13 protein-coding genes, 4 tRNA genes and 1 pseudogene are annotated in these 18,976 nt (G+C 62.7%); all 18 read left to right on the top strand.

The genetic code is table 11. The features are described 5' to 3' along the window. The first annotated feature begins 197 nt into the window (after positions 1–197). A complete protein-coding gene (locus tag ABIB24_RS16840) occupies positions 198–1,202 on the top strand; it encodes an aspartate-semialdehyde dehydrogenase (RefSeq protein WP_137163292.1) in 1,005 nt (334 codons plus the stop codon). Positions 1,203–1,273: 71 nt separating this feature from the next. Continuing rightward, positions 1,274–3,991, top strand: coding sequence for a motility hub landmark protein FimV (locus ABIB24_RS16835; RefSeq protein WP_354316922.1), 2,718 nt, complete (start codon positions 1,274–1,276; stop codon positions 3,989–3,991). A gap of 193 nt (positions 3,992–4,184) precedes the next feature. Beyond that, positions 4,185–5,045, top strand: coding sequence for a tRNA pseudouridine(38-40) synthase TruA (gene truA, locus ABIB24_RS16830; protein WP_420793916.1), 861 nt, complete (start codon positions 4,185–4,187; stop codon positions 5,043–5,045). Positions 5,046–5,106: 61 nt separating this feature from the next. After that, a complete protein-coding gene (locus ABIB24_RS16825; RefSeq protein ID WP_025338242.1) occupies positions 5,107–5,727 on the top strand; it encodes a phosphoribosylanthranilate isomerase in 621 nt (206 codons plus the stop codon). Positions 5,728–5,949: 222 nt separating this feature from the next. Next, positions 5,950–6,843 carry an acetyl-CoA carboxylase, carboxyltransferase subunit beta gene (gene accD / locus ABIB24_RS16820; RefSeq protein WP_025338243.1) on the top strand — a complete coding sequence of 298 codons (894 nt, stop codon included), beginning with the start codon at positions 5,950–5,952 and terminating at the stop codon, positions 6,841–6,843. Next, a complete protein-coding gene (folC, locus tag ABIB24_RS16815) occupies positions 6,843–8,150 on the top strand; it encodes a bifunctional tetrahydrofolate synthase/dihydrofolate synthase (protein WP_289515166.1) in 1,308 nt (435 codons plus the stop codon). Before accD ends, folC begins: the two co-directional genes overlap by 1 nt. Then, positions 8,134–8,811 carry an SPOR domain-containing protein gene (locus ABIB24_RS16810; RefSeq protein ID WP_354316921.1) on the top strand — a complete coding sequence of 226 codons (678 nt, stop codon included), beginning with the start codon at positions 8,134–8,136 and terminating at the stop codon, positions 8,809–8,811. Before folC ends, ABIB24_RS16810 begins: the two co-directional genes overlap by 17 nt. Before the next feature lie 228 nt (positions 8,812–9,039). Continuing rightward, positions 9,040–9,597: a CvpA family protein gene (locus ABIB24_RS16805; protein ID WP_013971612.1), complete on the top strand. Its 558-nt coding sequence runs from the start codon at positions 9,040–9,042 to the stop codon at positions 9,595–9,597. A gap of 42 nt (positions 9,598–9,639) precedes the next feature. Then, positions 9,640–11,145 (top strand): amidophosphoribosyltransferase, encoded by a 1,506-nt coding sequence (gene purF / locus ABIB24_RS16800; protein WP_025338246.1) that lies wholly within the window; start codon positions 9,640–9,642, stop codon positions 11,143–11,145. A 16-nt stretch (positions 11,146–11,161) separates the two neighbouring features. After that, complete coding sequence (locus tag ABIB24_RS16795; RefSeq protein ID WP_274078920.1) at positions 11,162–12,373, top strand: O-succinylhomoserine sulfhydrylase; 1,212 nt, start codon at positions 11,162–11,164, stop codon at positions 12,371–12,373. Next, on the top strand, positions 12,370–13,143 hold the full coding sequence (locus tag ABIB24_RS16790) for an SDR family oxidoreductase (RefSeq protein ID WP_075044161.1): 774 nt from the start codon (positions 12,370–12,372) through the stop codon (positions 13,141–13,143). The genes ABIB24_RS16795 and ABIB24_RS16790 overlap by 4 nt, the downstream gene beginning before the upstream one ends. Positions 13,144–13,383: 240 nt before the next feature. Further along, positions 13,384–13,459, top strand: a tRNA-Val gene (locus ABIB24_RS16785). Positions 13,460–13,525: 66 nt separating this feature from the next. Then, a tRNA-Asp gene (locus tag ABIB24_RS16780) sits at positions 13,526–13,602 on the top strand. Between the two features lie 99 nt (positions 13,603–13,701). Further along, positions 13,702–13,778, top strand: a tRNA-Asp gene (locus tag ABIB24_RS16775). Between the two features lie 141 nt (positions 13,779–13,919). Next, positions 13,920–13,996: transfer RNA gene (locus tag ABIB24_RS16770), tRNA-Asp, on the top strand. 200 nt (positions 13,997–14,196) lie between these two features. Next, complete coding sequence (locus ABIB24_RS16765) at positions 14,197–15,012, top strand: DUF2242 domain-containing protein (RefSeq protein ID WP_274078921.1); 816 nt, start codon at positions 14,197–14,199, stop codon at positions 15,010–15,012. A gap of 379 nt (positions 15,013–15,391) precedes the next feature. After that, a pseudogene (locus ABIB24_RS16760) lies at positions 15,392–15,610 on the top strand (winged helix-turn-helix transcriptional regulator); the annotation flags it as partial. Between the two features lie 389 nt (positions 15,611–15,999). Then, positions 16,000–18,831, top strand: a complete 2,832-nt coding sequence (locus ABIB24_RS16755; RefSeq protein ID WP_286101272.1) for a TrlF family AAA-like ATPase — start codon at positions 16,000–16,002, stop codon at positions 18,829–18,831. Positions 18,832–18,976: the final 145 nt, after the last annotated feature.

Here is an 18,976-nt window from a genome sequence, read left to right as displayed (position 1 = left end):
AGATCAAGATCAAGATCAAGATCAAGATCAAGATCAAGATCAAGATCAAGATCAAGATCAAGATCAAGAGCAAGAGCAAGAGCAAGAGCAAGAGCGGCGCAGCGCAGCGCAGCTCTAGGTTTGGGCCAGCACAGACAAAACTCTACAATCCGAGTAAAGTGCCGCCCCCCGCCGTTTTCAGCAAAAGGATCCCTTCCATGACACACCCTTTGGACATCGCCGTCGTCGGCGCCACCGGCAGCGTCGGTGAAGCCCTGGTGCAGATCCTCGAAGAGCTGGATTTCCCGGTCGCCACCCTGCACCTGCTGGCCAGCATGGAATCGGCGGGCAGCAGCGTGATGTTCGCCGGCAAGAAGCTGAAGGTGCGTGAAGTGGACAGCTTCGACTTCGCCCAGGTCAAGCTGGCCTTCTTCGCCGCAGGCGCCGCCGTCAGCCGCAGCTTTGCCAGCAAGGCGCTGCAGGCAGGCTGCACGGTCATCGACCTGTCCGCTGGCCTGGACGACGCCCTCGCCCTGGTGCCAGAAGCCAACGCCGAACGCCTGGCCGGCCTGGCATTGCCCGCCCGCATCGTCAGCCCGTGCTCGGCCGCAGTTGCCCTGGCCGTTGCCCTGGCACCGCTCAAAGGCCTGCTGGATATCGAGCGGGTGCAGGTAATGGCCGCGCTGGCAGTGTCCGCACAAGGCCGTGAAGCGGTCAACGAACTCGCCCGGCAAACCGCCGAGCTGCTCAATGCCCGCCCCCTGGAACCACGCTTCTTCGATCGCCAGGTGGCGTTCAACATGCTGGCCCAGGTCGGAGCCGCCGATGAGCAAGGCCACACGGCCCTGGAGCGCCGCCTGGTCAGCGAGCTGCGCGTGCTGCTGGGCCTGCCGGAACTGAAGATTTCCGTGAGCTGCGTTCAAGTCCCGGTGTTTTTCGGCGATAGCTTCAGTGTGGCGGTGCAGAGCCGTCGCCCGGTAGACCTGAACGCGGTCAACCAAGCCCTCGAGGCGGCCGACAGCGTGGAACTGGTGGAGCGCGATGATTATCCGACCCCGGTAGGCGACGCAGTAGGCCAGGACGTGGTCTATGTTGGTCGTGTACGGCACGGTGTTGATGAAGACCAGCAACTCAACCTCTGGCTGACCACCGACAACGTGCGCAAAGGCGCCGCGCTCAATGCCGTGCAAGTGGCGCAATTGTTGATTAAACACATGCCGTAAAAGATACTGGCGAGCACTATTGTCCTGCTCCGCATGCAGGTTTCAGGACGCTTCATACAAGGGAAGAGGTCATGCTTCGAATTCGCAAACTGGTTCTGGCCATGGCTGCAGCATCGGCGCTGTCGTCGGGCATGGCGAATGCCTTGGGCCTGGGGGAGCTGACCCTCAAGTCGGCACAGAACCAGCCCCTGGACGCCGAGATCGAGCTGCTCGACGTGCGCGACCTCACCGCCGCCGAAGTGGCGCCGAGCCTGGCGCCGCCGGAAGAGTTCAGCAAGGCCGGGGTGGCGCTGCCGACGTACCTCGAAGACCTCACCTTCACGCCGGTGATCAACCCCAACGGCAAGAGCGTGCTGCGGGTTACCTCCAGCCAGCCGCTGCCTGAACCGGTGGTAAAGTTCCTGGTCCAGGTGATGTGGCCGCAGGGCCGCCTGCTGCGTGACTACAGCGTGCTGCTCGACCAGGCCAAGGCCCAGGGCGACAAGCCGGCGGCAGGCAATGTCGCGCCAGCGGTGACCGCTGCCGGCAGCTACACCACCCAACGCCGCGACACCTTGTGGCAGATTGCCGCGCGCAACACCCAGGGTGGTTCGATCCAGCAGACCATGATCGCGATCCAGGCGCTGAACCCGGACGCCTTCATCGGCAACAACATCAACCAGCTGAAGGTTGGCCAGGTGCTGCGCCTGCCCGACCAGCAGCAGATCCAGAATATCGCGCAGGGCGAGGCGACCGCTGAGGTGGCCGAGCAGTATGCCGCCTGGCGTGAAGGCCGCCGCCTGGGCCCGCGTGCCCGCCAGCTGGACGCCACCCGTCGCGGTGCCGCCGAGGCAGCGCCGGCGCGTATCGCCCAGGGCGACAACCTGCGCCTGGTCAGCCCGGGCAACCAGGCCGGTGCCGACCAGGCCAAGGCCCTCAACGACAAGTTGGCGGTGGCCCAGGAAAGCCTGGACACCAGCCGTCGCGACAACGAAGAGCTCAAGAGCCGCATGGCCGACCTGCAGAGCCAGCTGGACAAGCTGCAGCGTCTGATCGAGCTGAAGAACAACCAGCTGGCCCGCCTTGAAGCCCAGGGTGCGGCGGCACCGGCCCAACCGGTCGCCAAGCCTGCGCCTGCCGCCGCCGATACCGCACCCAAGCCGGCGCCCGCCGCCGAGGCCGCACCTGCCGGCCAGCCTGGCAGCATGGTCGACGAAATCATGGGCAACCCGCTGCTGCTTGGGCTGATTGCAGGTAGTGCCTTCCTCGTACTGCTGCTTCTGCTGTTGCTGCTGGCGCGCAAGCGCAAGGCCCAGCAGGAGGCTGAAAAGCACCTGCGCATGGCGCGGGCGCTGGAAGAAGAGCAGGGCGCAGGCTTCGACAGCGATAGCGCAAGCTTCGATGGCGTCGAGGTCTCGGCCCCGAGCGTGACCCTGTCGCCGGCCGTGGTCGCTGCTTCGGCTGCCGCCGCCACCGCCGCGGAAAAAACATCGGCACCCGCCGTCGAAGCGCAACCTGAACCGCAAGCCGACCCCCACGCCGCACTGCTGGCGGAGGTCGAGCAATGCGTGGCCGAAGGCCGCCTGAACCGCGCTACCGACCTGCTGGAGCCTGCCGTGGCCGCCGCGCCGCAGCGTGACGACCTGCGCCTGAAACTGATGGATGTGTACGCCCGCCAGGGTGACCAGAGCGCGTTCGTCGAGCAGGAACGCAAGCTGCTGGCCAGCGAGCCGAACAGTGCAGCTGTTGCCGGGCTGAAGGAGCGCTACCCGGCCATGCTCGGCCTGGCCGCTACCGGCCTGGGCGCGGCGGCCCTGGCTGCCGAGATGGATGAACAGTACGTGCAGGAGCTGCTGCAAGATCAGCCTGAAACGCCAGTGGTTGCCGACGTGGCACCCGAGGAAGTGCCGGCGTTCGAGCCAGAGGAGGCGGTTGAACCAGAGGCCGTTGCCCAGGCGGAACCTGAGGCAGTGCTCGAGCCCGAAGTTGATCTGGATGCTGAGCTGGATGCCTTCGATGAAGTGCCGACCCTCGATGCGCCGGGCCTGGACGAGCAGGACCTGGACAGTGCCTTCGACCTGAGCCTGGGTGACGACTTGCCCGAGCAAGACCCGCTGGCGACGCCGCTGCTGGACGAATCGGTGGCCCAGCAACCTGTCGTCGACGAGCCGGTACTGGATGAACCGATGCTGGAAACGGCTCAGCCGGAAGACGAGCCGTTTGCCGTGGATGCCGAGCTGCAGGCCGACGCCGAGTTCGAGGCCATGCTGGCCCAGGCCGAGACACAGCCCGCTGTGGACCTGTCCGACTTCGACCTCGACGTCAGCGAACCGGTTGTCCCGGCCGCCCCGGCAGCGGTGGACGAAGCCCCGGTGGATGTCGCCGCCGAGCTGGCTGCCTTCGACAGCGAGCCAGCGTTCGACCCGCTTTCCGAGTTCGACCTGCCATCCGACTTCGATCTTTCGCTGTCGCTGGAAGATGATTCGCCGGCAGCCAAGAGCTTTGCCTCGGAGCTGAACGACGTCAACGCCGAACTGGACAAGCTGTCGCAGAGCCTCGAATCGCCGTCGCTGGAGCCGCACTTCACCAGTGAAGACGCGGTTGCCCAGCCAGAGCCCGAGCCACTGGACGACCTGGACTTCGACTTTTTCTCCGGTAGCGACGAAGTGGCCACCAAGCTTGACCTGGCCCGCGCCTATATCGACATGGGCGACAACCAGGGCGCGCGCGACATCCTCGATGAAGTGGTCAAGGATGGCGACGACAGCCAGCGCCAGGAAGCCGAGGACATGCTCTCCCGGCTGGTCTGAGGTTGCCTGCTCCGGCCTCTTCGCGGGTAAACCCGCTCCCACAGGTTCATCACAGGTCCGAATTCTGTGCGGGCCCTGTGGGAGCGGGTTTACCCGCGAAGAGGCCCTGAAAGGCAGTGCATATTCAACGGCAGCCCTACACGGCTGCCGTTGTCGTTATAATCCCCGCCATTCCGTACACCCCACAGGTTTCATGCTCTTGGACATCATCGACACCGCCGCCGCCGAGTCCGCGGCCGAAGGCTACTCCCGCATCGCCCTGGGCGTGGAATACAAAGGCGCGCGCTATCGTGGCTGGCAGCGCCAGGCCAGTGGCGTGCCCAGTGTCCAGCAGGCCCTGGAGCAGGCCCTGTCCAAGGTGGCCAACGAGCCGATCTCGGTAATCTGCGCCGGGCGCACCGACGCCGGCGTGCATGGCTGCGGGCAGATCGTGCACTTCGACACCCGCGCCGTGCGCGATGAGCGCGCCTGGACCATGGGCACCAACTTCAACCTGCCCCATGACATCAGCGTGGTCTGGTCGCGGCCGATGCCGGCCGACTTCCATGCCCGCTTCAAGGCCTGCGCCCGGCGTTACCGCTACGTCATCTACAACGACCCGATCCGCCCGGCGCACCTGGCCGAGGAGGTTACTTGGAACCACCGCCCGTTGGATGTCGAACGCATGGCCGAAGCCGCGCAGTCCCTGCTCGGCACCCATGACTTCAGTGCCTTCCGCGCCAGCCAGTGCCAGGCCAAGTCGCCGATCAAGCACATCTACCACCTGCGCGTCACCCGCCATGGCCAGATGATCGTGCTGGATGTGCGCGCCACGGCCTTCCTGCACCACATGGTGCGTAACATTGCCGGTGTACTGATGACCATTGGTGCCGGAGAACGCCCGGTCACCTGGGCGCGTGAGGTGCTGGAGGGGCGCAACCGCCGCGAAGGCGGGGTCACGGCGCACCCGTACGGGCTCTACCTGGTGCAGGTGGAGTACCCCGAGGAATACGCGCTGCCCAAGCGTTACATCGGCCCACACTTTTTGACCGGCTACGAGGCATTGGCAGACTGACGGGCGAAAAGTCATTTGCTAACATCCGGCCTTTCACCGTAACAACCAGGGTTCGCTGTCCATGAGCAATGTTCGCAGCAAGATCTGCGGGATTACCCGCATCGAAGACGCACTGGCCGCTGCCGAAGCGGGCGCCGATGCCATTGGCCTCGTCTTCTATGCCAAGAGCCCGCGCGCCGTGGACGTGCGCCAGGCGCGGGCGATCATCGCTGAGCTGCCACCGTTCGTGACCACGGTCGGGCTGTTCGTCAACGCTTCGCGCTGCGAGCTGAACGAGATCCTCGAAGTGGTTCCGCTGGACCTGCTACAGTTCCACGGCGATGAAACCCCGCAGGACTGCGAAGGCTACCACCGCCCCTGGATCAAGGCCCTGCGCGTGCGCCCGGGCGACGACCTGGAGGCGGCCTGCCAGCTTTACGCCGGTGCCCGCGGCATTCTGCTGGACACCTATGTGCCAGGCGTACCCGGAGGCACCGGTGAAGCGTTCGACTGGTCGCTGGTGCCGGCGCGCCTGAGCAAGCCGATCATCCTGGCGGGCGGGTTGTCTGCCGACAATGTCGGCCAGGCCATCGCCCAGGTGCGGCCGTACGCGGTGGATGTCAGTGGCGGCGTGGAGCAAGCCAAGGGCATCAAGGACGCGGCGAAGATCGAGGCATTCATGCGTGCGGTGAAACAGGCGTGATGGCAGATGTGACGGCTGGCTGCGCGCCATCGTCCATAGCTTTCGCAGCCCTGCGGGGCAGCCGCCTGCGCCTGTGGCGGCAAGACAACACATTAGCGGTGGGGTGGCGCGCTGGAAGTCCCGGCGGCCGGTCCATCATCGTTTCATAAAAGATTTTGAGCTCAAGGGCAGGGCAGGGCCGGCGACACCGGCCCACGCCTGCCAATACTGGAGAAAGAAAGCATGAGCAACTGGTTAGTCGACAAACTGATCCCTTCGATCATGCGTTCCGAGGTGAAGAAGAGCTCGGTGCCTGAAGGCCTGTGGCACAAGTGCCCGGCCTGCGAGGCCGTGCTGTATCGTCCGGAGCTGGAAAAGACCCTGGATGTCTGCCCCAAGTGCAACCACCACATGCGCATCGGCGCACGTGCGCGCATCGACATCTTCCTCGACGCCGATGGCCGTGCCGAACTGGGCGCCGACCTGGAGCCGGTCGACCGCCTGAAGTTCCGTGATGGCAAGAAGTACAAGGACCGCCTGACCGGCGCGCAGAAGCAGACCGGCGAGAAGGACGCCCTGATCTCCATGAGCGGCACCCTGATGGGCATGCCGATCGTGGTCAGCGCCTTCGAGTTCTCGTTCATGGGTGGTTCCATGGGTGCCATCGTCGGCGAGCGCTTCGTGCGCGCGGCCAACTATGCCCTGGAGCACCGCTGCCCGATGGTCTGCTTCTCCGCTTCGGGCGGTGCACGCATGCAGGAAGCGCTGATCTCGCTGATGCAGATGGCCAAGACCTCGGCCGTGCTGGCGCGCCTGCGCGAAGAAGGCATCCCGTTCATCTCGGTACTGACCGACCCTGTGTACGGTGGTGTTTCCGCCAGCCTGGCCATGCTCGGTGACGTGATCGTCGGCGAGCCAAAGGCACTGATCGGCTTCGCCGGCCCGCGCGTGATCGAGCAGACCGTGCGCGAGAAGCTGCCGGAAGGCTTCCAGCGCAGTGAGTTCCTGCTGGAGCACGGCGCCATCGACCTGATCATCTCCCGTGGCGAGCTGCGCCCGCGTCTGGCCCGCCTGCTGGCGCAGATGACCGGCCAGGAAACCCCGGAGCAAGCGCGTGAGGCGGCTGCCGTCGCGTGATGAAACAACGATCCCTGGGCGAATGGCTCGCCTACCTCGAGCAGTTGCACCCCTCGGCCATCGACATGGGCCTGGAGCGTTCGCAGAAGGTGCTTGCCCGGCTGGCGCTGGGCAAGCTGGCGCCACGCGTGGTGACGGTGACCGGCACCAACGGCAAGGGCTCGACCTGCGCCTTCGTGGCCTCGCTGCTGCGTGCCCAGGGGCTCAAGGTCGGCGTGTACAGCTCGCCGCACCTGTTGCGTTACAACGAGCGGGTGCTGATCGATGGCCAAGAAGCCAGCGATGAGGCCCTGTGCGAAGCCTTCGCCGCCGTCGAGGCGGCGCGAGGCGATATTTCCCTGACCTACTTCGAGATGGGCACCCTGGCCGCGTTCTGGTTGTTCTACCAGTCGCAGCTGGATGCCGTGGTACTGGAAGTGGGCCTTGGTGGCCGCCTGGACACCGTGAACGTGGTGGATGCCGACCTGGCCCTGGTGACCAGCATCGGCGTCGACCATGTCGATTACCTGGGTGATACCCGCGAGCTGGTGGCCTTCGAGAAGGCCGGCATCTTCCGTCAGGGCAAGCCGGCACTGTGCGGTGACCTGGATCCGCCTCAGCCGCTGCTGGACAAGGCCGCCGAACTGGCTGCGCCGCTGTTCCTGCGTGGTCGTGACTTCGACCTGGCCAGTGCCGATGGCAGCTGGAACTGGCGGGGTACTGCGGCTGATGGTGCGCAGGTAGAGCTGCGTGGCCTGCCTTTGCTCGACCTGCCCATGGAAAACGCTACGCTGGCCCTGCAGGCCTACCTGCTGATGGGCCTGCCCTGGGACGCCGGGCAGATTCGCCAGGCGCTGCTGGATACCCGCATCACGGGTCGCCTCGACCGCCGCCTGCTGAGCTGGCAGGGCAAGCCGGTGGAGCTGTTGCTGGATGTCGGGCACAACCCGCATGCCGCGGAGTACCTGGCCCGGCGCCTGGCGGCCCGGCCGCTGAAGGGGCGCCGCCTGGCGGTGTTCGGCCTGCTCGCCGACAAGGACCTGGACGGTGTTGTCGCGCCGCTGCAGGGGCTGGTCGACGACTGGGCAGTGGCGCCACTGGATACCCCGCGCAGCCGCCCGGCTGCGGAGCTGGCCACGGCCTTGACGAACGTCGGCGCCGCGGTGAAGTCTTATGCCAGCGTCGATGCTGCCCTTGAAGGGCAATGCGCGCAGGCAACGGCGGATGACCAGATCTTGCTGTTCGGTTCGTTTTTCTGTGTTGCCCAGGCACTGGAATGGCTGGAGCGGCACGCCCAGGAGGGTGGAGTAGATGGCAGTGCTGGATAAAGGGATTAAACAGCGCATGGTGGGTGCGTTGGTGCTGGTGGCGCTGGCGGTGATTTTCCTGCCGATGCTGTTCACCCGCGAGGACGAGATGCGTCAGGTGCGCGTCGAGGCCCCGCAGGCGCCGGCCATGCCAAGCCTGCCGGAAGTGAAGGTGGAACCGGTCGCCGTGCCGGAGCCGCAGGCCGTTGCGCAGGAGCCGCAACAGCCACCGGTGGTGGTGGACGAGTCCACCGCGCCGGCGAGCGCGCCCAGCCAGCCGATTACACCGTCACCGCAGACCCAGCCTCAGGCGCAGGTGCAGCCCCAGCCCCAGCCCCAGCCCCAGCCCGCCAAGCCGCAGGCGCCCGTGGCCAAGGTCGAGCCTCAGCCGGCAGCCAAGCCGGCCACGCCGGCGGCGCCATCGAAGATCGACGTCAACGGCCTGCCGGTCAGTTGGTCGATCCAGTTGGCCAGCCTGTCCAACCGTGCCGGGGCCGAAAAGTTGCAGCAAACCTTGCGTAGCCAGGGTTACAACGCCTATATCCGCTCGGCGGGTGGCATGAACCGGGTGTACGTGGGGCCGCTGATCGAGCGGGCCGAGGCCGAGCGCGTGCGTGACGCCATCAACCGCCAGAACAGCCTCAAGGGCTTCGTGGTGCGCTTCCAGCCTGAGCGCAGCTGAGTCTGGCTGACTCGGGCCCTTGTAGGAGCGGCCTTGTGTCGCGATCGGGCCGCATGGCGGCCCCAGCGATTTTGGCTGTGTCCGAGACCCTTGGGGCCGCTGTGCGGCCCGATCGCGACACAAGGCCGCTCCTACAGAAGTCCGCATGCTAATCCACCCGACATTCCGCTTACTCCCAGCCCGCCGCTCTGTTAAAATGCGCCGCCTCAAACGTCTGCAGGCAGCACCGTGGCATTTACCTTGGTTGATTGGGCGATCATCGCGATCATCGCCGTCTCCACACTGATCAGTCTCAAGCGCGGCTTCGTCAAGGAAGCCTTGTCCTTGCTCATCTGGATCATTGCCGGTGCGGTTGCCTGGATGTTCGGTGGTTCGCTCTCGGTGTATCTTGAAAGCTACATCCAGACGCCGTCGATGCGCGTCATCGCCGGCTGCGCCATTCTTTTCGTCGCCACCTTGCTGGTGGGGGCCATGATCAACTTCCTCATCGGCGAGCTGATCCGCGTGACCGGGCTGTCCGGTACCGATCGTTTCCTGGGCATGGCCTTCGGCGCCGCGCGCGGGGCCTTGCTGGTGGTGGTGGCCATCGGGCTGATCAGCCTGGGGCCGGTTCAACAGGACACCTGGTGGCAGGAATCACGCCTGATACCACAATTTCTCTTGGTCGCCGACTGGTCGAAAAACCTGATCCTGGGTTTTACCGGCCAGTGGACACCCAGTGGGCTGATCGGCACTCCAGCTGATCTTCCGTTCAAGGAACAGTTGCTCGGGCCGGCAAAGCCCTGAGCGCTATTCACTCAAGTTTCGTCAAAGTAGGGGTTGCGTCGCATGTGTGGCATCGTCGGTATCGTCGGTAAGTCGAACGTCAATCAGGCGCTGTATGACGCGCTTACGGTCCTCCAGCACCGCGGCCAGGACGCTGCCGGTATCGTGACCAGCCATGACGGCCGGTTGTTCCTGCGCAAGGATAATGGCCTGGTGCGCGACGTGTTCCAGCAGCGCCACATGCAGCGCCTGGTCGGCAACATCGGCATCGGCCACGTGCGCTACCCGACTGCGGGCAGCTCGACCTCGGCCGAGGCCCAGCCGTTCTACGTCAACTCGCCATACGGCATCACCCTGGCACACAACGGCAACCTGACCAACGTCGAGCAGCTGGCCAAGGAGATCTACGAGTCCGACCTGCGCCACGTCAACACCAACTCCGACTCGGAAGTACTGCTGAACGTGTTCGCCCATGAGCTGGCGGTGCGCGGCAAGCTGCAGCCGACCGAAGAAGACGTGTTCGCCGCGGTTTCCCACGTGCACAGCCGCTGCGTCGGCGGTTACGCCGTGGTGGCGATGATCACCGGCTACGGCATCGTCGGCTTCCGTGACCCCAACGGCATCCGCCCGGTGGTGTTCGGCCAGCGTCACACCGACGAAGGCGTGGAATACATGATCGCCTCGGAAAGCGTGGCCCTGGACGTGCTCGGCTTCACCCTGATCCGCGACCTGGCGCCCGGCGAAGCGGTATACATCACCGAAGAAGGCCAGCTGTACACCAAGCAGTGCGCCGAAGCACCGAAGCTGCAACCGTGCATCTTCGAGCATGTCTACCTGGCCCGCCCGGACTCGATCATGGATGGCGTGTCGGTGTACAAGGCCCGTCTGCGCATGGGTGAAAAACTGGCCGACAAGATCATGCGCGAGCGCCCCGAGCACGACATCGACGTGGTCATCCCGATCCCGGACACCAGCCGCACCGCGGCCCTGGAACTGGCCAACCGCCTGGGCGTCAAGTTCCGCGAAGGTTTCGTCAAGAACCGCTACATCGGCCGTACCTTCATCATGCCCGGCCAGGCCGCGCGCAAGAAATCGGTACGCCAGAAGCTCAATGCCATCGAGCTGGAGTTCCGCGGCAAGAACGTGATGCTGGTGGACGACTCGATCGTGCGCGGCACCACCTGCAAGCAGATCATCCAGATGGCCCGCGAAGCCGGTGCCAAGAACGTCTACTTCTGCTCCGCAGCCCCTGCGGTGCGCTACCCCAACGTCTACGGCATCGATATGCCGAGTGTCCACGAACTGATCGCCCACAACCGTACCACCGAACAAGTGGCCGAGTTGATTGGCGCCGACTGGCTGGTCTACCAGGACCTGCCGGACCTGATCGACTCGGTCGGTGGCGGCAAGATCAAGATCGACCACTTCGATTGCGCGGTATTCAACGGTGAGTACGTCACCGGCGATATCGACGAAGCCTACCTCGACCGTATCGAGCAGGCTCGTAACGACCTGGCCAAGGTCAAGAACCAGGCGGTCAGCGCGATCATCGACCTCTACAACAACTGATTTCGGGAGCGACGGCATGACGGATCAATGGGATGCCGGACGACTGGACAGTGACCTCGAGGGTGTCGGTTTCGACACCCTGGCGGTGCGTGCCGGTCAAAACCGTACACCGGAGGCCGAGCACAGCGAAGCGCTGTTCCTGACCTCCAGCTATGTGTTCCGCACGGCTGCCGATGCCGCCGCGCGCTTTGCCGGCGAAACGCCGGGCAACGTCTATTCGCGCTACACCAACCCGTCTGTGCGTGCTTTCGAGGAGCGCCTGGCGGCCATGGAAGGCGCCGAGCAGGCCGTGGGCACCTCCACCGGCATGGCGGCGATCCTCGCCGTGGTGATGTCGCTGTGCAGTGCCGGTGACCATGTGCTGGTGTCGCAGAGCGTGTTCGGCTCGACCATCAGCCTGTTCGAGAAGTACTTCAAGCGCTTTGGCGTGCAGGTGGATTACGTGCCACTGGTCGACCTCGCCGGCTGGGAAAAGGCCATCAAGGTCAATACCAAGCTGCTGATCGTCGAGTCGCCGTCCAACCCGCTGGCCGAGTTGGTCGATATCACCGCCCTCAGCGAAATCGCCCATGCCCACGGTGCCATGCTGGTGGTGGACAACTGCTTCAGCACCCCGGCGCTGCAGCAGCCGCTGAAGCTGGGTGCCGACATCGTGTTCCACTCGGCCACCAAGTTCATCGACGGCCAGGGCCGCTGCATGGGTGGCGTGGTTGCCGGCCGTGCCGAGCAGATGAAAGAAGTGGTGGGCTTCCTGCGTACCGCAGGCCCCACCCTCAGCCCGTTCAACGCCTGGATCTTCACCAAGGGCCTGGAAACCCTGCGCCTGCGCATGCGTGCGCACTGCGAAAGCGCCCAGGTACTGGCCGAATGGCTGGAGCAGCAGGAGGGCGTGGAGAAGGTGCATTACGCCGGCCTGCCGAGCCACCCGCAGCACGAATTGGCCAAGCGCCAGATGAGTGGCTTCGGCGCGGTGGTCAGCTTCGAGGTCAAGGGTGGCAAAGAGGGCGCCTGGCGCTTCATCGACGCTACCCGGGTGATTTCCATCACCACCAACCTGGGTGACAGCAAGACCACCATCGCCCACCCGGCCACCACCTCCCACGGTCGCCTGACGCCACAGGAACGTGAAGCCGCCGGCATCCGCGACAGCCTGATCCGCGTTGCCGTGGGCCTGGAGGATGTGGCCGACCTGCAGGCCGACCTGGCGCGTGGGTTGGCGGCACTGTGATCGAAATCCGCGGCGGTACGCCCGGCCATAACGGCCGGGTAGCCCTGGTGACCGGTGCCGCGCGCGGCATCGGCCTGGGCATTGCCGCCTGGTTGATCTGCGAAGGCTGGCAGGTGGTGCTCAGCGACCTTGACCGCCAGCGCGGCGCCAAGGTGGCCAAGGCCCTGGGTGACAATGCCTGGTTCATTACCATGGACGTTGCCGACGAGGCCCAGGTCAGCGCCGGGGTGTCCGAGGTGCTGGGGCAGTTTGGCCGCCTGGACGCGCTGGTGTGCAATGCGGCCATCGCCAATCCGCACAACCAGACCCTCGAAAGCCTGAGCCTGGCGCAGTGGAACCGGGTGCTGGCGGTCAACCTCAACGGCCCGATGTTGCTGGCCAAGCATTGTGCGCCGTACCTGCGTGCGCACAACGGGGCGATCGTCAATCTCACCTCCACCCGAGCGCGGCAGTCCGAGCCCGATACCGAGGCCTACGCGGCGAGCAAGGGCGGCCTGGTGGCCTTGACCCATGCCCTGGCCATGAGCCTTGGCCCGGAGATCCGCGTCAATGCGGTGAGCCCGGGCTGGATCGATGCCCGTGACCCGTCGCAGCGCCGTGCCGAGCCGTTGACCGAAGCGGACCATGCCCAGCACCCGACGGGCAGGGTAGGGACGGTGGAAGACGTGGCGGCCATGGTTGCCTGGCTGTTGTCTCGGCAAGCGGCGTTCGTCACCGGCCAGGAGTTCGTGGTCGATGGCGGCATGACCCGCAAGATGATCTACACCTGAGCCTTTGGCATATCCTGTACCGGCCTTTTCGCGGGTAAACCCGCTCCCACAGGTACTGCGCAGTTCTCAAGGCCTGTGCAGTACCTGTGGGAGCGGGTTTACCCGCGAAGAGGCCGCCACAGGCAACCGCACCGCTTTTGCGCTTTTCTGAAAAAAATTCAATGGGGCTATTGACTTAGCTTCGCCACCTGCGTAAATTTCGCGGCCTCAGCGAAGCAAACGCAACAAGCAACATCGCGAGGGTGATTAGCTCAGCCGGGAGAGCATCTGCCTTACAAGCAGAGGGTCGGCGGTTCGATCCCGTCATCACCCACCACTTCCTGAGATGTTCCTGGTGCTTCGGGTTTCGCAAGAAGCCGATAGCCAGAGAGGAACGCACTGCGCAGCGGTAGTTCAGTCGGTTAGAATACCGGCCTGTCACGCCGGGGGTCGCGGGTTCGAGTCCCGTCCGCTGCGCCATTTTTCAGTAACAGATGGGTGCATGGCACCGGTCTGAAGCCACAAGGCAAACGCCTTGGGCTGATCCCAGTTTCAATCGGGCGAAAGCCTGAACGATACGCAGCGGTAGTTCAGTCGGTTAGAATACCGGCCTGTCACGCCGGGGGTCGCGGGTTCGAGTCCCGTCCGCTGCGCCATCTTCGTTTCAAGGTCCCTTGAACACCTTGAAGCAAACACAAGAGAAGCGATCACGTTATCGCTTTTTTTGTGCCTGCCCTGAGGCCATCGCGCCGGAAGGGTAGACCCAGGTTTCAATCGGGCGCAAGCCTGAATGATACGCAGCGGTAGTTCAGTCGGTTAGAATACCGGCCTGTCACGCCGGGGGTCGCGGGTTCGAGTCCCGTCCGCTGCGCCATCTTCGCCTCGAGGCCCCTTGAACGCCTCGAAGCCACGAGAAAGCGACCTTCGGGTCGCTTTTTTCGTTTTTACGCCTGGCAATTGCCGCCCCTGACCCAGATTTACACGAACCTGACAGACTCTTCACCGATCAGCGGTTCCTGTGCCTGCCTGCTGTGTTGCACAATAGGCACCTTCTTGACTTACCCGGAATTCGCAATGACCAGATCTTCCGTCTTTGGTGCGCTCGGGCTGGCCCTGGTGCTGGCGGGCGTGACCGGTTGTTCCTCGAAAAAAGCCGCCGTCTACGAGCACGAGAACTTCGATGACTCGGGCACCTTCTCGCGCAGCTTCCCGGTGAGCGATGCCGGCTCCTGCGAGGCCGCCCGGCGCGCCTTGCTCAGCCAGGGCTACATCATCACCAGCAGCGGCGCCAACCAGGTGGTGGGCAACAAGAGCTTCCAGCAGAACAGCGAGAACCACCTGCAGATCAGCTTCAACGTCACCTGTGCGCCGGATGTGAGCGACGAGCAGCGTTCGACCATGTTCGCCAACGCCCTGCAGGACCGCTACGCCCTGAAAAAGTCCAACACCTCCGCCAGCCTGGGCGTTGGTGTACTGGGGTCGGTGTCGATGCCGATCGGCTCCAGCGACGACTCGATGGTCAAGGTGGCCAGCGAGACGGTGACAGCGGCGCAGTTCTATGACCGCTATTTCGCCCTGGTGGAGAGCTACCTGCCAAAGCCCAAGCCTAAACAGGAGAGCAAGGCCAAGGTCGAGGAGCCCGCGCCGAAGGTCGAAGCGCCCGCGGCTGCCCTGGGGCTGCCAGAGCAGGCCGCGGCAGCGCCGGTGGCGGCGCCTTTGGTTGAGGCGGCACCAGCCCCGGCCCCTGTTGCCCCGGCCAGCGAGGCGGTAGCCGCGCCGGTGGTGGATGACAGCCAAGGCTCGCAGCCGGTGGCACCGCCAGCGGAGGCGGCACCGATCGAGGTGCAGCAGGAAGCCCAGCCTGCCGAGGCCGCAGCGCCCGCTCTCTGATTTTCAGCCTGTACCGGCCTCTTCCCACCTGATCGGTTATCGCGAGCCCTTGTAGGAGCGGCCTTGTGTCGCGAAAGGGCTGCGAAGCAGCCCCGGCAATTTGTGCATCTGCGCTGAAACCCCGGGGCTGCTTCGCAGCCCTTTCGCGACACAAGGCCGCTCCTACAAGGGCCTGCGTGGGCTGGCTTGCCGGTGATAACTTCCTGAACACCTGCTACGTTTACCACTCAGGATTTCCGGAGCTCTTATAACGGTTAACTGGTATTTTTCATCTAGAAATCAGACGCTTAAGAAATCTAACTTTTTTTGAGATTTTTCGATAAAAGGACGATTTTTTGCGGACGGGGGACAGGTCCGCTTAGCAGTGCGATGTCATGGCAAAGCATTGACCCGCGCCCTGCGTCGGCTTGAACGTAACGGCGTCCTGGCAAGGCGTGTCATTCCGTCCTCGCATGTGGCGGTGGAGTACAGCATCACCCCACTGGGAACGACGCTTGAGCACCCGTTCAAAGCGTTGTATTTCTGGACGCTGGAGTACCTGGATACCGTCATGAAAGCCCAGGCAGATTTCGACTCCCGAGACGTGAAGACTGCATAGTTTCGCGTGGCAGAAAACTTTCAGCCGGGCACACGCTCGCGTAGGCTAGAAAGCTTGATCAGTCGTGTCAGTAACCCACCTCGCGAAAGCCACCCGAAGCACGGATGGATTCACCGGGTACCTAATGCGAATCTTCAGACGCCAAAAACACCCCCAACGGCGCGATGTCCTCGGGTTCTCCGAAGCGCCCTAGGGGAGTTCCAGCAAGCAATGTTTCACCGAATGCACCGGCGGAATTCCCTACGGTGGCTGGGGGAGAGGCTCGGAGCCTCTCTAGATCACTAGCCGAATCGGGTGATTGAGCGCTATTGTTGGCACAGTGCCACCCGTGAATGGACCTGAGTGCCATTGCGCTGCAAGCCGGTAAGGATGGCCAACAAGGAGAGACTATGAGTCAGGCTTGGCCATACGCCGGCGCCCGTTGGTGGAAATTCGATTTTCACACTCACACCCCGGCTTCAAAGGATACGAATGCTTGGCAAGCCGCGATTGGCACCTCCGATGAGCTGACTCCGCAAAAATGGCTGCTCAAGTACATGGCTGCCGCAATCGACTGTGTGGCGGTCACCGATCACAACAGCGGTGAATGGGTAGACCGGCTCAAGGCCGCTTACTCGGACATGAAGCGTCAGGCAGATGCCGGTAATCCACCTGAAGGCTTTCGCGAACTCCATTTATTCCCTGGTGTTGAGGTTTCTGTTCAGGGCGGCTTCCATTTGCTCGCTATCTTCGATCCTTCGGCCTCCAGCCAAACCATTAGTGATTTGCTGGCTAAAGTGCATTACTCGGGAACACGTGGGGATAGTGACGGAGTGACACGTGAGGGTGCTGCCAAGGTGATCGAGCATGTCATCGCCGAGGGCGGATTAGCGATTCCTGCTCATGTGGAAGGTGACAAAGGGTTGCTGCAGGTTGAGCAGGGAACCCGAAAATGTTTGCTCGATACGAACACGGTAAAGCAAGTTCTGCAGGAGCCGGGCATCTTGGCCCTGGAGTGGACTTCGGGAAGCATCTCATCACCCATCGTGCTTGAAGAACTGAAGCTTCGCTTTGCCAGTGTGGTTGGAAGCGATTGCCACAGTTTCAAAGGTTCTGCGGTTCCAGGCTCGCGCTTCACCTGGATCAAAATGGCCAAACCCAACATGGAAGGTCTGCGCCTCGCGCTTCTAGACGGGCAGGAGGTTTCAGTTCGCCGTAGCGACCAAAGCGATGGGTTTGCACCATTCACTACCCCTGACCACTTCATCGAATCTATTGAAATTCAAAATGCACGCTACATGGGACGCGGAAAAACGGTTGCTTCTCTACCCCTCAATCCGTATTTCAATGCACTGATCGGCGGTCGAGGAACAGGGAAATCAACCATCGTGCACGCCCTTCGCTTGGCCTATCGGAGGGAAAAGGAACTGTCGCAGGCTTCCGAGGCCGGACAAACCTTTAACAAGTTCAACGTTGTAGCGAAGTCCAAGAACGACAACGGCGGTTTGCTCGACGACACAGTGGTACGTGTGCAGGTTCTTCGCAATGGCTCCCCCCATCGCCTTACTTGGCGAAAAGACGACACCGAAAACGTGGTGGAAGAATGGGATATCTTATCTACTGATTTCACACCCTCCGACAGCCAGGTCATCAACGAGCAGCGCTTTCCCGTAAGACTTTTTAGCCAGGGGCAGATTGCTGCCTTAGCCGGCGACAGTCAGCAGGCTTTGCTGAAAGTGATCGATGATGCTGCTGACACTCGATCGCAGAGAAGCGCATTTGAAGACGCAAAAAGCGCATTTCTGGCGTCCCGGGCACGGATGCGCGAGATGGAAGGGAAGTTATCAGGGCTCGAATCCCTATCGCTAGCATTGCAAGACATAAAGCGAAAACTTGAACGGTTCGAAGGCTCGGACCACACGGTTGTTTTGAAAAACTACCAGCGCACCAGCCAACAAAATCGAGAGCTTGAACGTCAGTTTGACGCGGCGGCCAAGCTTGTTAAGGATCTGGAAAATGTCGCTGCGACTTTGCAGCCAGAGGATCTGCAAGCAGGGTTATTTGATGCCAATGATGACAGTCCGGCGCTGGCCTCCCTTCAGGCCTTGAACACGGTTATAGGAAAAGTAAAACAGGACGTCGAGGCATCCGCTGCCGAGTTGGCAATATTTGGACAAACGCTGAAAACAGACCTTGTGTCATCGCCTTGGTTTACCGGAATCGCAACTGCTAGAGAAGCCTACCATCAGCTGAAGGAGAGTCTTCAGCAGCAGGGTGTCAACGACCCGAGCGAGTACGGCCGCTTGGTTCAAGAAGCTCAGCGGCTGGAAACCGAGCTGAGGAACTTGAACACGTTGAAGTCGCAACATACTGACTTGCGCAATACTGCGATGTCACAGCTGGAGCAAGTCCAGGTGGCACGACGGGCAATCAGTCATCGACGCAGCGAATTCCTGCAGGCCACCTTACATGACAACCTCTACGTGAGGATCGAGCTCATTCCCTATAGCCGCGATACGCAGGGGATCGAGCGATCATTGCGCGAAGCGCTGGGTGTGGGAGACGGCAAATATGCGGATGACCTGTACCAAGAGCAGGAAGGCTCGACGCCAAAGGGGCTAATAGCGGACCTCATGTTGGCAGCCGAGTTACTTGGGGACACGCCCAGTTTTGAAGAATCGCTGAAGACGTTGAGGACACGGTTATCACAAGCCTGCCGTGGGAAGGTTGAGTTTGGGGGCTGGTTCAACAAATTCTTGAAAGGTGAAACCGACAGACGACCTGAATACATGGACCACCTGCTGTGCTGGTTCCCTGAGGATGGTCTACAGGTGGAATACAGTCGCAAAGGCAACGGACGGGACTTCCAATCCATCGGTCAGGCCTCCGCGGGGCAGCGCGCAGCTGCGATGCTGGCTTTTTTGCTGGCCCATGGAGGTGAGCCTTTGGTGCTCGACCAGCCTGAGGATGACTTGGACAACCACCTTATCTACGGACTGGTCGTTCAGCAAATCCGATCTAACAAGCAGCGCCGTCAGCTAATCATCGTCACCCATAACCCCAACATCGTAGTTAACGGTGATGCTGAGCTGATCCATGTACTGGATTTCAACAACCAGTGTCATGTGAAGCAGACCGGTTCCCTGCAGGAACAGCACATGCGGCAGGAGGTTTGCCAAGTGATGGAGGGAGGCTCGGAGGCGTTTGAGCGCCGTTACCAGCGCTTGGGAAGGGAGAATTGATTAAAGTCTTGAGCCCCCACATTGGGTGTGGAAGTCCAGAAAAACAAACCCCCTGGTGCGCAGTACAGGTCCTGAGATCTGCCCGAGGCGTGGGGGCTATTCCTACCGTGGAAAATAACACGGCATAGTCGATGGCGGCAGCCAG

Origin of the sequence: Pseudomonas sp. UYEF17, assembly GCF_040546125.1 — a bacterium.
In the GTDB taxonomy this organism is placed as follows: Bacteria; Pseudomonadota; Gammaproteobacteria; order Pseudomonadales; family Pseudomonadaceae; genus Aquipseudomonas; species Aquipseudomonas putida_Z.
This window is presented reverse-complemented; position numbering and strand designations above follow the sequence as displayed.

What these genes read in the sequence shown, in the direction of transcription:
- ABIB24_RS16835 (WP_354316922.1), top strand. Translation starts at nt 1,274, where the DNA reads ATGCTTCGAATTCGCAAACTGGTTCTGGCCATGGCTGCAGCATCGGCG.
- ABIB24_RS16840 (WP_137163292.1), top strand. Translation starts at nt 198, where the DNA reads ATGACACACCCTTTGGACATCGCCGTCGTCGGCGCCACCGGCAGCGTC.
- ABIB24_RS16810 (WP_354316921.1), top strand. Translation starts at nt 8,134, where the DNA reads ATGGCAGTGCTGGATAAAGGGATTAAACAGCGCATGGTGGGTGCGTTG.
- truA (WP_420793916.1), top strand. Translation starts at nt 4,185, where the DNA reads ATGCTCTTGGACATCATCGACACCGCCGCCGCCGAGTCCGCGGCCGAA.
- ABIB24_RS16765 (WP_274078921.1), top strand. Translation starts at nt 14,197, where the DNA reads ATGACCAGATCTTCCGTCTTTGGTGCGCTCGGGCTGGCCCTGGTGCTG.
- ABIB24_RS16825 (WP_025338242.1), top strand. Translation starts at nt 5,107, where the DNA reads ATGAGCAATGTTCGCAGCAAGATCTGCGGGATTACCCGCATCGAAGAC.
- folC (WP_289515166.1), top strand. Translation starts at nt 6,843, where the DNA reads ATGAAACAACGATCCCTGGGCGAATGGCTCGCCTACCTCGAGCAGTTG.
- purF (WP_025338246.1), top strand. Translation starts at nt 9,640, where the DNA reads ATGTGTGGCATCGTCGGTATCGTCGGTAAGTCGAACGTCAATCAGGCG.
- ABIB24_RS16795 (WP_274078920.1), top strand. Translation starts at nt 11,162, where the DNA reads ATGACGGATCAATGGGATGCCGGACGACTGGACAGTGACCTCGAGGGT.
- ABIB24_RS16755 (WP_286101272.1), top strand. Translation starts at nt 16,000, where the DNA reads ATGAGTCAGGCTTGGCCATACGCCGGCGCCCGTTGGTGGAAATTCGAT.
- accD (WP_025338243.1), top strand. Translation starts at nt 5,950, where the DNA reads ATGAGCAACTGGTTAGTCGACAAACTGATCCCTTCGATCATGCGTTCC.